Origin of the sequence: Bradyrhizobium jicamae (genome assembly GCF_001440395.1) — a bacterium.
GTDB lineage: Bacteria > Pseudomonadota > Alphaproteobacteria > Rhizobiales > Xanthobacteraceae > Bradyrhizobium > Bradyrhizobium jicamae.
Map to the genome: position 1 here is coordinate 145,038 of NZ_LLXZ01000191.1, position 14,470 is coordinate 159,507.

A 14,470-nucleotide genomic window follows, 5' to 3' on the forward strand; every position below is an offset into this window, starting at 1 on the left:
CCGAAGTAACAGGAAATAGTCATGATCAAGGAATTGCTATCCTCTCGCCGCTTCGCTCCGCTGTTCTGGTCGCAATTCTGTTCGGCATTGAACGACAATGTGCTGAAGAATGCACTCGTCATCATGCTGCTTTACGGCGTGGCCACTGAGGAGGGCGCACCACTGGTGACGTTGGCCGGTGCGGTCTTCATCTTTCCCTTTTTCGTGCTGTCGGCGCTCGGTGGCGAACTGGCCGACAAACTCGTCAAAATGACCGTCGCGCGACGCCTGAAATTCGCCGAAATATTTGCCGCCTGCTTTGCGGCCGCCGGCTTCTACATGCATTCGATCCCATTGCTGTTCGTGGCGCTCGCGCTGTTCGGCATCATAGCCGCGCTGTTCGGCCCGGTGAAATACGCGATCCTTCCGGACCAGCTGTCGGTTTCGGAACTCTCAACCGGCAACGCCCTTGTCGAGGGTGCGACCTTCCTGGCGATCCTGATCGGCACGGTCGCCGGCGCATTGTTGGTCGCAGGCGCCTCGCATATGGGATGGATTTGCCTGGCCGTGGTCGGGCTGTCGATCCTGTCCTGGGCGTTCGCGGCGCGGATCCCCGTGACCCAGCCTTCCGCACCTGATCTCTTGATCACAACCAATCCCTGGACCTCCACCATCAGTCTTTTGAAGACGCTCTACGCCGAACCGCGCCTGTGGGACGGCATGATCATCGTGTCCTGGTTCTGGATGGTCGGCGCGATCGTGCTGTCGCTGCTGCCCGCGCTGGTCAAAGGCGGCGTCGGCGGCACCGAAGGCGTAGTGACGATCTGCCTCGCCGTGTTCGCGATCGGCATTGCCGCAGGCTCGCTGTTTGCCGCGCAGCTCAGCCACGTGCGCCCGAATCTCGCGCTGGTGCCGATCGGCGCCATCGTGATGGGCATCGTCGGCCTCGACCTGGCCTGGGCCATCGGAAGCACGGTGCACGGAACAGACGTAACAGCCGCGGCATTCACCACTTCCTTCGCCGGTGTCCGGATGCTGGCCGACTTCTTCCTGTTCGCGTTTGGCGGCGGCCTGTTCGTGGTGCCGTCCTTCGCCGCCGTCCAGGCATGGTCCGCGCCGTCCGAACGCGCTCGCGTGATCGCCGCCGGCAACGTGCTGCAGGCCGCCTTCATGGTGGTCGGCTCGCTGCTGGTCGCGGGATTGCAGGCGGTTGGTCTTCCGGTCGCCTGGATCTTCTTCGGCCTTGCGGCCGCAAGCTTTGGCTCGGTCTGGTTCGTGCTCAACAAATGGGGCCGCGAGGGCGTGCGCGACTTCGGCGCGCTGCTGTTCCGTGCGCTGTTCCGTGTGGAAGTCCGCGGCATGGAGAATCTGCCGCCGGCCGGCACCCGCATGCTGATCGCGCCGAACCATGTCAGCCTGGTCGACGGCCCGCTGCTGCATGCAACGCTGCCGATCGACGCCAGCTTTGCGGTCGACACCGGGATCTCCAAGGCGTGGTGGGCGAAGCCGTTCCTGAAGCTGATCAAGCACTACACCATGGATCCGAGCAAGCCGCTGGCGGCGCGCGATCTGATCAAGCTGGTGGCATCGGGCGAGCCGGTGGTCATTTTCCCGGAGGGTCGTATCACCGTGTCGGGTTCGCTGATGAAGGTTTACGACGGCACAGCGATGATCGCCGACAAGGCCGACGCGGTCGTTGTGCCCGTCCGCATCGAAGGCGCGCAGCGTTCGCGGCTGAGCTACCTGAAGAATGGCGAGATCAAGCGCTCGTGGTTCCCCAAGGTGACGATCACGATCCTGCCGCAGGTGAAATTGTCGATCGACCCGGCCTTGAAGGGCAAGATCCGTCGCAACGCGGCAGGCGCCGCGCTGCAGGACGTCATGATCGATGCCGTGGTCAAGAACGCCATGCTGGACCACACCCTGTTTGAAGCGCTGGCCCATGCCCACCGCGACCGCGATACCGGCAAGCCGATCATCGAGGACGCGCTCGGCACGAAATTGACCTATCGCAAGATGATCCTCGGCGCCCAGGTTCTGAGCCGCAAGCTTGAGCACGGCACCATTGCCGGCGAGAATGTCGGCGTGCTGCTGCCGAATTCGGCCGGCGTCGCCGTCGTGTTCATGGCGCTGCAGACCATCGGCCGCGTGCCGGCGATGCTCAATTTCTCGGCCGGCCCGGTCAACGTGCTGGCGGCGATGCAGGCCGCGCAAGTGAAGACCGTGCTGACCTCGAAGGCGTTTATCGAGAAGGGCAAGCTCGACAAGCTGGTCGCCGCCATCGCCGGACAGGCCAGGGTCGTGTACCTGGAGGACGTGCGTGCCGGCATCGGTTCGCTCGACAAGGTCCGCGGACTGCTCGCCGGTTCAGCGCCGCGCGTGGCCCGCAAGGCGGACGATGCGGCGGTGATCCTGTTCACGTCGGGATCCGAAGGCACGCCCAAGGGTGTCGTGCTCTCCCATCGCAACATCCTGGCCAATGCGGCCCAGGCGCTGGCGCGCGTCGACGCCAACGCCAACGACAAGGTGTTCAACGTGCTTCCCGTATTCCACTCCTTTGGCCTGACGGGGGGAATGATGATGCCGATGCTGGCCGGCATTCCGATCTTCATGTATCCGTCGCCGCTGCATTACCGGATCGTGCCGGAACTGATCTACCAGACCGGCGCCACCATCCTGTTCGGCACCGATACCTTCCTCACCGGCTATGCACGCTCGGCCCATGCCTACGACTTCCGCACCCTGCGCCTCGTGATCGCTGGCGCGGAAGCGGTGAAGGACCGCACACGGCAGATCTACATGGAGCGCTACGGCATCCGCATCCTCGAGGGTTACGGCGTTACCGAAACCGCGCCTGTGCTCGCGATGAATACGCCGATGGCGAATCGTCCCGGCACCGTCGGCCGGCTGTCGCCGCTGATGGAAGCCCGCCTCGACCCCGTTCCCGGAATCGAGGAAGGCGGACGCCTGTCGGTGCGCGGGCCCAACGTCATGCTCGGATATCTGCGTGCGGAAAACCCCGGCGTGCTGGAGCCGCTCGCCGGCGGCTGGCACGACACCGGCGACATCGTCGCCATCGATGCGGCGGGCTTCATCGCCATCAAGGGCCGTGCCAAGCGCTTCGCCAAGATTGCCGGCGAAATGGTCTCGCTGTCGGCGGTCGAAGCCATGGCTGCAACGCTGTGGCCGCAGGCGATGTCGGTTGCGGTATCTATACCCGATGCACGCAAGGGCGAGCGGATCGTGCTCCTGACCACGCAGAAGGATGCCGAGCGCTCGGCGATGCAGCGCCAGGCCAAGACCGTCGGCGCGTCCGAACTGGCGGTGCCGGCGGATATCCGCGTGGTCGGCAACGTGCCACTGCTGGGCTCCGGCAAGACCGACTATGTCGGCGCGACCAAGCTTGCCAAGGAGCTTGCGACGCCTGCCGAGCCGGTGCAGCAACAGGAAGTCGCCGAACACGAAGTCGCATGAGGTTATCGCGTCGCCGCGGGATCAATGACGATCCTGCGGCGACGTGCGCCTCCATCACTGAAGTCGCCAGAGCCGATGCCAAGCTCGAAAAACTGCAGCAACTCTCAAGAAGACCGCTGAAGGAGCAGACTTCATTCCAAAAACAAAACTTGCTCTGTGAGATCTGAACAACTTTGGATCTTCCACCGTGCTTAAACAAAGTTTTAATGGCGACGGGGCGGCTGTCTCTTATCTAGAAAACAAAGGAGATAACCATGAAACTCGTGACCCTAGCACTAGCCTCTGCGTTCGCGCTCTCAAGTACGTTCGCACTTGCATACACAAATCCAAATCATCACAAGTCAGGTGTCAGGACCCACCACGCTGCGGTTGGCATGAGTTACGCCCCGACGTATGGGGGGATGATGAACTATGGTGGGTGTAGGGACAACGGTGGGTATCTGGACGGTTGGTGTGGGGACGGTGGTAGGTATGGGTTCGGTCCGAACAACAGACCCGGGTTGGTTGGCGGCGACGACTCCGGTACCTAGCCCTAAGCGCAGCGAAAGCTTTTTGGGCAATCTTCAATCGAGGTAGCGCGGCGCGCCCGCTTTCCAACGCTAGTTCAGCACGAGGTACGACTTCCGCATTTGTCCCATCAGGGAAGTGCGGCACCTCTCATTGAGGTCAGCTCACCTGGGCATAGCGGACCAGTTTTGCTCAGTTGGAGTTCTTCGCCTTTTGACCCGTTGCAGAAGTCAGGTCACCAATCTTTTTGTGACGCACAACGTTGCCTCTGCGGTGTGATACGGCACGCATCGTCGGCCTAGGAGTGGTCCATGGGGCAGATGAGGGATCAGGTGAGGCAGGTCAACCGCCTCCGAAGGTTGACGGGTCATGAGTTCTAATCGCCTCCGGAGGTAAGGGCGGATAGCCTGGAAACTTGTAGCAGCTCGGAGGGACGCACATACCTTGGCTGGGCTGAATGGTGACATGGTGGCTCGTGCGGAAGTGATGCACCGTTTCGGCGTTGGCAGAAGCACACAGGGTGATCAACAGGCCGAGGGCCAAAGCGGAACGCATCATAGTCAATCCTATCGAACGAGCCCCGTTCATGTGCATACGAGCGGCCACGATCCCAAGGTGTAGCGGCTTCACGACCGATCAAATTGGCGGGATCATGGGGCACGCCGCGGATGCGAGAGGAGATGTCTCTGATGGACGCTGTCGATTTCGCTTCTGGCCCGTAGCCGACATCCTAGCCTGCAGCCGTTATGTCGGCCCCAGAGGCAACCGGACGTAGGGCCGACAGCTTAGGAATGTCTACAAGTGATCGAGCCGAAGCAGACACGCGCCCGCCGATACTCTCGATGGTTTTGCTGCGATCGCCGTGATTCCGGGCCAAGAATTTCACTCCGGAATTACAAAGTACCGAACGGCTAACGGAATGTCACCGTCGGCAAGCGATCGCCAATTTTGAACGGCTGCCAGCCGGCCGTTTCTGGAAAGATTGCTGGATATTTTCGCGAGCCTTGCGACAAGCAGCATCAGACGGCAGCGCAATAGCTGCTCGCGCGGTCTCGCATAGTTTATTTACCAAACACCGCAAATTGCCAGAAACCACGTCGCCTAACCCGGGCTCAAGAAATTTTGCGCATGCTTTTCGATGACAGGGGAAATGGCTGTCCTCGCGGCTGATTGTGGTCTTCGTGCGCGGTCACGCCGCATCGCTTTTGCAGTATGGGAGTTCTCGCAGTTTAGGGGGGTGAAATGAAAGTGACGCAGCTCTACTGTGTTCGCCACTTGCCTACCGTTACTTGCAGTCTTGTCGGCGTGGCATTGCTGGCGATCGGCGCGAATGCAGCGTTGGATCTGCGCGCCTCGGAAGCCGCAAAGGTAGTGTCTACCCAGGAAAGAGCCGGCGCTCTCCAGCTCGCGCTCATCATCGGCAATGGCAATTACCCGGACGCCGCCGAGCCGCTGAACCAACCCATCAACGACGCAAGCGGTCTAGCACATGCAATGCGCCGCCACGGGTTCGATGTCGACATGGTGGAGGACGCCACCAAGGCAGATATGGCTCGCGCGGTCGAGCGGTTAAAATCCAGGATCAAGCCCGGATCTGTCGTGATGTTGTTTTTCGGCGGCTATGGGGTGCAGTCTCGCCAGGAAACCTACATGATCCCGACCGATGCGGTGATCTGGCAGGAAGGTGATGTGCGCCACGAGGGCATGTCCGTCGAAACCGTGCTCCACGCAATTAAGGAGCGGGGGGCTCGCGCCACGCTGGCCGTCCTCGACGCCTCTCGACGCAATCCCTATGAACGACGTTTCCGCTCCTACTCCCAAGGGCTTGCGCCAGTCAACGCGCCCAACAATACGCTTATCATCTCGTCTAATACGCCCGGCAAGGTCGCCGATGACAGGGACGGCGAGCACAGCGTGCTCGTTACCGAGTTGCTCAATGAGCTCCATGCACACGTTAGCGCTGAAGGCGTCTTCAACAAGACCCGTGTCGCCGTCTTTCGCGCCTCCAGTGGCGCGCAGATGCCGTCGGTATCCTCCTCGCTCTTGGAGGACGTGCACTTCAGTCCCAGCAATGATCCCGATTTGACGACGGCGTCCATCGCGCCGATTACCACCGAAAACGCTTCGCTCGTAGCACAGAAGTAAAGCCACCAGCTCACAGAGAGCGATTGATTTCGCTCAGCTCTCGTCAGACGTTGCTTGGCTAAGCGGAAACCAGCTGCCTTGCGGATGCCTCCGCTGAACCTGTATGCTCGTGTGCGTATTTTGCGCTTGTTGCACACGAGACCGCGGGTGCAGCGTGCACCCGGCATTCCCTGCGCCCTCTGACTGGAGGGTAGGAAATTCGATAGCAAGCCTCGGGCAAACAGGCCGCGAGATCGTGAAGTCGTATCGTGCCCCAGCTACTCCACGCAAGACAGCGCGCCCCATTGTGACCCCTCATCTGCTAGATAGAATGCCATCAGGCAAAAGCGGTGGCGCAAGACCGCTGGAGACGGAGGAAGCTTTGTCCGTTCGCTATTACGACTGGATCGCGCATTTCGGCCGCCGCACGCCGGACAAGATTGCGGCCATCGACCTCGCGAGCGACCGCCGGCTTTCCTATGCACAGTTCGACGCGCGCATCTCGCGTCTTGCCACCCATCTGCGCGACGCGCTCGGCGTCAAGCGCGGCGACCGCGTCGCGGTGCTGGCGCTCAATACGACCGATACGCTGGAGGTCCAGTTCGCCTGCGGCCGTCTTGGTGCGGTGTTCCTGCCGCTGAATACGCGGCTTACGGTTCCCGAACTGCAGTTCATCGTCGGCGACGCCTCGCCGAGCGTGATGATCCACGACACCGATCTTGCCGAAATGGCGCTGACGGTCGCCAAGCTCTGCAACGTGTCGTCGACACTGCTGCTCGGCGCCGGTGGCAGCTATGAAGCTGCGATCGCCGCCTCGAAGCCGCTCGACAAATTCGAACTCGTCACCCACGACGATATCTCGACCATCATGTACACGTCAGGCACCACGGGCCTGCCAAAGGGCGCGATCATCACCCATGGCATGACGTTCTGGAACTGCGTCAATCTCGGCGGCCCCGCCTACGTCTCGCCGTCGACGGTGTTGCTCACCGTGCTGCCGCTGTTTCATACCGGCGGGCTCAATTGCTACACCAACCCGGTGCTTCATGCCGGCGGCACCGTGCTGATCATGCGCGGGTTCGATCCCGGTGTGGCGCTGCAACTGATCAGCGATCCATCATGGGGCATTACCCAGTTCTTCGGGGTACCGTCGATCTACCAGTTCATGGCGCAGCACCCTTCGTTCGCGACGTCCGACTTCAGCCGCCTCGTGATCGGCGGCGTCGGCGGCGCGCCGATGCCGGTGCCGCTCCTGAAAGTGTGGGAGGAACGCGGCGTCGCCCTGCAACAGGGTTATGGCATGACCGAGACGTCGCCGGCGGTGCTGGCGCTCGACCGCGAGGACGCCGCGCGCAAGGCCGGCTCCTCCGGCAAGCCGGTGCTGCATACGGAAGTACGGATCGTGCGCCCTGATGGGACCGATGCGGATGTCGGCGAGCTCGGTGAACTCTGGGTCAGGGGGCCGAACGTCACGCCCGGGTACTGGAACCGGCCGGACGCCAACCAGTCCTCCTTCACCGACGGCTGGCTGCACACCGGCGACGCCACGCGCATCGACGAGGAAGGGTTTTATTACATCGTCGACCGCTGGAAGGACATGTACATTTCCGGCGGCGAAAACGTCTATCCGGCCGAAGTCGAGAGCGTGCTGCATCAGCTCCCCGCCATTGCCGAGGCTGCCATCATCGGCGTGCCCAACGAGCAATGGGGCGAGGTCGGCATGGCGATCGTGGCGGTGAAGCCGGGCCATACGCTGACGCCGGCCGAAATTCACGCCCACTGCGCGGCCAATCTGGCGCGGTTCAAATGTCCAAGGCTGATCGAGTTCGTCGATGCGCTCCCGCGCAATGCGACGGGAAAGATTCACAAGCCGACGCTGCGACAGAAATTCAACGCGTCAAAGGCCACCGACAAGCTGGCTTCGTAACTATCCCTGCACGAACAGCGCGAACGATTCATCCGTCGTTCGCCGCAAATGCTGACGGTACAGCGCATAATTGGGATCGTCGGAGGAGATCCTGCCAAAGGTCGGGTTAGCCACCATCTTGATCGGCAGATAGGCGATCGGTGCCGCGATCGGCGTCAGCAACGAGCCGCGACCCGCGAGCAGCGTCGTGATGATCCCGTACATCTCACCTGAAATCGCCAGGTGCGCCACCGTGATCAGGCGATGCTGGCCGTGCCTATTGGTGACGAGATAGATGTGTCTCGACTGGTTCGGCACCGCGACTTCGCCGAACTGGGTGAAGGCCGCGTCCTGACGTTCGCTCTCGTGAAACACCAGCGATGACGCCGCGGCATCCCAGGTGATCTCGGTGCGGTAGGCGAAGATCGCGTCCTTGTCGCCGAACGACGGCCGCACCGTGACATAGGTTCCTTCGATCCACGCCACCGCACGGCGCGAATAGGCGCCGAGGCTATCGGGCGCTACCTCGCCGTTGACGGCAGCGACCGGCGCTAGCGCCTCCGACGTCTTGCGCAGGGAAACGCCGAGCGCCTGTTCGAGGCGGACGGTGGTGGCCAGCGTGAACGGGCGGCGGCCGCCCAGCACCTTTTCCAGCGTCGAAAGGCTGAGTTTTGCGAGTTCGGCCAGAGACTGCCGGGAGATGCGGCGACGGGCGAGCTCTTCGCGAATGGTGTCGGCAATCTGCCGGCTCTGCTCGGCGGAAAGCTGCTTGTCCGGCACTGGCATCGTCATCCCTGCTTCAACTCCCCCCACTGTACCAGACGCACAATCCATCACAAACCCGCACAAAACCGCCCCGGTCGTGACGGCGCGCGGTGGCCGGCGACGGAACAAGGCCGATCATTCCGCTCGCGCCACATCGCTGAATTCCACACCCTCGCACCACGGCGAAATCGCCGTTCGGGAGTGAGCGACATGACGACGTCAGACGAAATTGAGGCCGACAAACGCCGCGAACAGCCCAGCCTGATCAGGCTGGTGCTGTTCTTCGTGATGCAGGGCGTTGCCGTAATCCTGGTCGGATTTGCGGCATTATTTTTGAGCTTTGAGCCGGCTTGGTCGACGGAGCGCCTGCAGTCGGCGTTCCTCAAGCCGGGCGACGCCCGCGCCGGCTCGCTGCTGCTGAAGATCGACGAAGGCTATGCCGATGCTTCGCGGCTCGGCGTCGATGTCGATCTCACCGTATCCGGCCCCACCGTTCGCGCCCGCGTCACGCAGATCTTTCGCAACCCGTCGAAGGACTGGGTCGAGGCGATCTATGTCTATCCGTTGCCGGCGGGCGGCGCAGTCGACTCGCTGAAGATGGTGATCGGTGATCGCGTCGTGGTCGGCGACATCAAGGAGCGGCAGCAGGCCAAGATCATCTACGAACAAGCGAAGCAGAGCGGACATAAGGCGGCGCTGACCGAACAGGAACGGCCGAACATCTTCACCAACTCTGTCGCCAATATCGGCCCCGGCGAAACCATGCTGGTGCAGATCGAGTATCAGGAGCCTGTCGCACAATCCGGCGGCGAATTCTCGCTGCGGGTGCCGATGGTGGTTGCCCCGCGCTACAATCCGGCGCCCGTCGTGCAGAGCGTCGATTTCAAGCCCGATGGCGGCGGCTGGGGTTCGGCCAAATCCGATCCCGTGCCGGATCGCGACCGCATCTCGCCTGAAGTGCTCGACCCCGCCACCAACGCGCCTGTTAATCCGACCCGCATCACCGTGCGGCTGCAGGCCGGCTTCCAGCTCGGGGAGGTCAGGAGCCACCACCACGCGATCAAGACCGAGAAGCCTGACGCCAGCACGAGCATCATCCGCCTTGCCGAAGGCCCGGTGCCGGCGGATCGCGATTTCGAACTGACCTGGAAACCCGCGGCGGAGAAGGCGCCGTCGGTCGGTCTGTTCCGCGAGCATGTCGGCGACAGCGATTACCTGCTGGCGTTCGTCACACCGCCCGCAGTCGAGCAGGCGCAGCAGAAGCCAATGCCGCGCGAAGTGATCTTCGTGATCGACAATTCCGGCTCGATGGGCGGTGTCTCGATCATCCAGGCCAAGGCCAGTCTCATCTATGCGCTTGGCCGCCTGCAGCCCGCCGACCGCTTCAACGTGATCCGCTTCGATCACACCATGGATGCGCTGTTTTCTTCAGCAGTGCCGGCGGACAAGGAGCATATCGGCCGAGCCACCTCTTTCGTCGGCGCGCTGCAGGCCAATGGCGGCACTGAAATGGTGCCGGCGATGCGCGCGGCTTTGTCCGACAACAGCGGCGATGCCGGGTACGTCCGCCAGGTCGTGTTCCTGACCGACGGCGCCATCGGCAACGAGCAGCAATTGTTCGAAACCATCAGCGCGCTGCGCGGCCGCTCGCGCGTCTTCATGGTCGGCATCGGCTCGGCGCCGAATACCCACCTGATGACGCGCGCCGCCGAACTCGGCCGTGGCACCTTCACCCATATCGGCGCGGTCGAGCAGGTCGAGGAGCGCATGCGCGGGCTGTTCGCCAAGCTGGAGAATCCGGCGGTCACCAATCTGACCGCGAAGTTCTCCGAGGCCACGGCCGACATTACGCCGGTTGCAATTCCGGATGTCTACCGCGACGAGCCGCTGGTGCTGGCCGCAAAACTCGACAAGCTCGCCGGCTCGGTCGAGATCAAGGGCCGCATCGGCGATCGCCCCTGGACCGTCATCCTTCCGCTGGCAAATGCGGCCGAAGGCAAGGGCCTGTCAAAACTCTGGGCGCGGCGCAAGATCGCGGATGCCGAAGTTGCGCGCACCACGCGGCAGGCGAGTCCGGAAGATGCCGACAAGGCCATCCTCGCGCTGGCGCTCGAGCATCAGCTTGTCACGCGGCTGACCAGCCTGGTCGCCGTCGACAAGACGCCGAGCCGTCCGCAGGGCGAGCCGCTCAAGGTTTCGGAACTGCCGATCAACCTGCCCGCGGGCTGGGACTTTGAAAAGGTGTTCGGCGAGCGCCCGCGCATTCCCGCAACACCGACAGAGCGGCGTGCCGATACGGAAGAGGCGCGGGTTCAGGTCGCGGCGCTGAAGCGGGTGCAGCCTGTTGTCACCCAGGCGCCCAACACGGTGACGCTGCCGAAGACGGCAACCGACGCCGAGTTGAAGATGATTGCCGGTGTGATCCTGCTCACTTTCAGCCTGATCCTGTTGGTGTTCAATCGACGTCAGATGTCACGATGTTGACGTCGGCTGAAAGGAGGAGGCCCCCCTACCTTCTCTTTCCAGTGCGCGCGCGGCTCCGCCCGTCCCCCCAAGGCCGCGCGCGCCCCCTTTTTCTTCCCCACAGACGTCATTGCGAGGAGCGAAGCGACGAAGCAATCCATCTCTCCGCATACGCGGCCCAATGGATTGCTTCGCTTCGCTCGCAATGACGGAGGTGCCCACAATGCCCCGCTTTATCCTCCCTCTCCTTCTCGCCATCATCGGCCTGATCCTGTTCGGCCAGGGCGCCTACATCCACGCCAAGGCGCTGGTTGCACAGGTGCTGCTGGAACGCGCATTCGAGAAAACCATCGCTACCGGGCGCGAAACAAAACCGTGGTCATGGGCCGACACGTGGCCGGTCGCGCGCATCGAGGTGAAGCGGATCCATGCCAGCACCATCGTGCTCGCAGGCAGCAGCGGCCAGGCGCTCGCCTTCGGCCCGGGTCATGTCGAACGGACGCCGGATGCCGGCGAACGCGGCGTCGCCGTCTACTCGGCGCATCGCGATACGCATTTCGCTTTCCTGAAGCACGTCGTCACGGGTGATGAAATCGAGGTGACGCGAAGCGACGGCAAGCGCTTTCGCTACCGGGCCGATGCGACCTCGGTGGTGCGCTTCGATGCTTCCGGCATCGATCCGCTCGCGGATGGATATCATCTGGTGCTGTCGACCTGCTGGCCATTCGAGGCGCTGACACCTGGGCCGGAACGCTATCTTGTGCACGCCACCATGATTGAGTCCGCACTGCAGCCGCACTGAATTCTCCGCCAGCCGGGATATCGTGCGCGGCGCGAATGGCGCTGCGCGCGCAACGCGTGTTGCCACCCCTGCCAAGTCTCAATAAAAAGGTCTCAATAAAAAGGTCGCAATCATAAGAGGTCATGGCGCAGCGTTCGCCGACGAACGTCGACGGCCAAAGAAACAACAAAGTTTAAGGGATATCCATGGACGCTCAGGCAAGCACCGCGCATCACGCCGAACAATGGTCGCCCTCGCCTGACGCCAGCGACCTCGTCAAGAGCATCCATGCGATGCTGCACCCGCGCAATATCGTGCTGGTCGGCGCCACCGACAAGCCCGGCAACTATGCCGAGCGCATCTGGAACAATCTGATCAAGTACAAATACGAAGGCGGGTTGTTTCCGGTCAACGCCAAGCGCGAAACCATCTGGGGCGTGCCCTGCTACAAGGATTTTGCGAGCCTCCCCGAAAAGCCCGATCATGTGCTGGTGCTGGTGCCGGCGCGTTTTGCCGTGCAGGTGATCCGTGACGCCGCGGCGGCCGGCGCGCGCTCCGCCACCATCGTCACCTCGGGCTTCAGCGAGTTGCAGGACGAGGAAAGCCAGCGTCTTGCGGTGGAGCTGAAGCAGGCCGTGAAAGAGACCGGCCTTGCCGTCACCGGCCCGAACTGCCTCGGCAATTTGAGCGCGGGCGAAAAGCTGTTCACCAATATCGACGACCGCATCGTCACCATGGAAGCGGGTCCCGTGGCGATCGTCGGGCAATCCGGCGCGATCGTGATGGCGATCCGCCAGACGCTGGAAGATCGCGGCGTCGGCGTCGGCTACATGGTGACGACCGGCAACGAGACCGGGCTCGAAACGCCCGACCTGATGGCCTATTTCGCCGCCGATCCCTCGATCCGCGTCATCGTCGTCTATCTGGAAGGCGTGCGGAACACGAAAGTGTTCCGCGAGGCCTGCAAGGCCGCGCGCGCTGCAGGCAAGCCGGTGATCGCGCTCAAGCTCGGCGCCTCCGAAGGTGGCCGCGCCGCCGCGATGGCGCATACCGGCGCGCTCGCCGGCTCGATCGAAACCTTTGACGCGATCTCGACCCGCGAGGGTGTGATCCGCGTCCGCGGATTGGACGAACTGATCGAGACCACCGAGTGTTTCGTCCATGCCGATCCGCCCAAGGGCAACCGTCTCGCGGCCGTGTCGCTGTCCGGCGGCAAGCGCGGCCTCTTGATCGACGCGTTCTATTCGGCCGGCATGAACTTCGCGCCGCTCAGCGCGAATGCGACAGCCCAACTGGCGCAGATGCTCGGCCCCGGCAGCATCGTCGGCAATCCGCTCGATGCCGGCTTTGCCGCCGTCGTCGATCCTTCCGTCTACATGAAGTCGATCAAGATCATGATCGACGATCCCGACACCGACATCGTCATCATCGACGCCGAACTGCCCAAGGCGCCACATGAACTGCGCGAGCGCAATCTGCGGATCGTCAACGAGATGGCGGGCGATGCCAACAAGCCCGTGGTCTATATCAGCGCGATGTCGATCGGCTTCACCGAGTTCACCAAGGCGCTGCGCAAGTCATTGCCGAACATCGCGGTCATGCAGGGCCTCGACCGCGCTGTCGGTGCGATCAAATCGCTGATCGAGTATTCCTCGCTGCGCAAGGAAGTGCCCGACATCGTGTCGAGCTCGAAGGCTTCCGCGCGCGCGATGCTGGAGAAGACGCTCAAGGCCGCGGGCGGCGCCGCGGCGCTGGACGAGGTCGCGTCGAAGAAGCTGCTCAAGGCTTACGGTATCCCGGTCTCCAAGGAAGAGATCGCTCAGACGGCGCCAGAGGCGGTGAAGATCGCCAAGAAGATCGGCTTTCCCGTCGTCGCAAAGGTCGTCAGCGCCGACATCCTGCACAAATCGGACATCGGCGGCGTGGTCTTGAACCTCAACAGCCCGGCCGAGGTGAAGAAGGCGTTCAACGACATCACCGCACGGGTGAAGAAGATCAAGAGCAAGCCGAAGCTCGAAGGCATTCTGATCGCGCAGCAGGTCAAGGCCGACCTCGAGCTCGTGGTCGGCGCCTCGCTCGACGCCGAGATGGGGCCGGTGGTGTTGTTCGGCACCGGCGGCGTCGATATCGAACTGCTGAAGGACGTCGCGCTTGCCGGCGCGCCGCTGGACGAGGCCGAGGCGAAGCAGTTGATCGCCAAGACCAAGGCCGGCGTGAAGATGAAGGGCTATCGCGGCAAGCCGGCGCTGCACGAGGCTTCCGCCGTGAAGGCGTTGGTCGGCCTGTCCAATCTGATGGCGGATGCCGACACCCGCATCGCCTCGATCGATGTGAATCCATTTTTGATCAACAGCAAGCTCGGCGTCGCCGTCGACGGCCTGATCGTGCTCAACAACGCCGCCGCGAACAAGGCGGCGGGGCATTAGGCCCGAAAGCCGTAGGGTGGGCAAAGCGAAGCGTGCCCACCATTC

The 14,470-nt window shown here is 62.8% G+C and carries 7 protein-coding genes; 6 read left to right on the top strand and 1 reads right to left on the bottom strand.

What is annotated here, in order from left to right; translation table 11 throughout:
• The first annotated feature begins 21 nt into the window (after window positions 1–21).
• The 3 genes from CQ12_RS32820 (at window position 22) to CQ12_RS32830 (ending at window position 8,011) form a co-directional block, all read left to right on the top strand.
• Window positions 22–3,453, top strand: a complete 3,432-nt coding sequence (locus CQ12_RS32820; protein WP_057839411.1) for an acyl-[ACP]--phospholipid O-acyltransferase — start codon at window positions 22–24, stop codon at window positions 3,451–3,453.
• Between the two features lie 1,749 nt (window positions 3,454–5,202).
• Window positions 5,203–6,105: a caspase family protein gene (locus tag CQ12_RS32825; RefSeq protein WP_063799857.1), complete on the top strand. Its 903-nt coding sequence runs from the start codon at window positions 5,203–5,205 to the stop codon at window positions 6,103–6,105.
• 361 nt (window positions 6,106–6,466) lie between these two features.
• Window positions 6,467–8,011 carry an acyl-CoA synthetase gene (locus CQ12_RS32830; protein WP_057839472.1) on the top strand — a complete coding sequence of 515 codons (1,545 nt, stop codon included), beginning with the start codon at window positions 6,467–6,469 and terminating at the stop codon, window positions 8,009–8,011.
• Here the strand turns inward: CQ12_RS32830 and CQ12_RS32835 are convergent, their stop codons facing one another.
• On the bottom strand, window positions 8,012–8,776 hold the full coding sequence (locus CQ12_RS32835) for a helix-turn-helix domain-containing protein (RefSeq protein WP_057839473.1): 765 nt from the start codon (window positions 8,774–8,776) through the stop codon (window positions 8,012–8,014).
• A gap of 189 nt (window positions 8,777–8,965) precedes the next feature.
• Between CQ12_RS32835 and CQ12_RS32840 the strand changes: the two genes are divergently transcribed.
• The 3 genes from CQ12_RS32840 (at window position 8,966) to CQ12_RS32850 (ending at window position 14,425) form a co-directional block, all read left to right on the top strand.
• A complete protein-coding gene (locus tag CQ12_RS32840; protein ID WP_057839412.1) occupies window positions 8,966–11,239 on the top strand; it encodes a marine proteobacterial sortase target protein in 2,274 nt (757 codons plus the stop codon).
• Window positions 11,240–11,441: 202 nt separating this feature from the next.
• Window positions 11,442–12,020, top strand: coding sequence for a class GN sortase (locus CQ12_RS32845; RefSeq protein WP_057839474.1), 579 nt, complete (start codon window positions 11,442–11,444; stop codon window positions 12,018–12,020).
• A 185-nt stretch (window positions 12,021–12,205) separates the two neighbouring features.
• Window positions 12,206–14,425 (top strand): acetate--CoA ligase family protein, encoded by a 2,220-nt coding sequence (locus CQ12_RS32850; protein ID WP_057839413.1) that lies wholly within the window; start codon window positions 12,206–12,208, stop codon window positions 14,423–14,425.
• Window positions 14,426–14,470 lie beyond the last annotated feature (45 nt).